1 tRNA gene is annotated in these 230 nt (G+C 46.5%); it reads left to right on the top strand.

Going from position 1 to position 230, the window contains the following annotated elements:
- Nucleotides 1-98: 98 nt before the first annotated feature.
- A tRNA-Ala gene (locus AAEY83_RS19035) sits at nucleotides 99-174 on the top strand.
- Nucleotides 175-230: the final 56 nt, after the last annotated feature.

Here is a 230-nt window from a genome sequence, read left to right as displayed (position 1 = left end):
CCCCTGATAAGGGTGAGGTCGGTAGTTCAAATCTACTCAGACCCACCACTTCTTGTCTAATCAAGAAGATGGTTAAAACAGTAAGTACCAGCATATGTGGGGCTATAGCTCAGCTGGGAGAGCGCCTGCCTTGCACGCAGGAGGTCAGCAGTTCGATCCTGCTTAGCTCCACCACTTTTACTTCTTAAAAATAAATATTCTTTATCGGGCCATTAACCGCCTGAGAATAG

The sequence above is a fragment of the Psychrobacter sp. TB20-MNA-CIBAN-0197 genome (genome assembly GCF_040309765.1).
Lineage (GTDB): Bacteria > Pseudomonadota > Gammaproteobacteria > Pseudomonadales > Moraxellaceae > Psychrobacter > Psychrobacter submarinus.
This window is presented reverse-complemented; position numbering and strand designations above follow the sequence as displayed.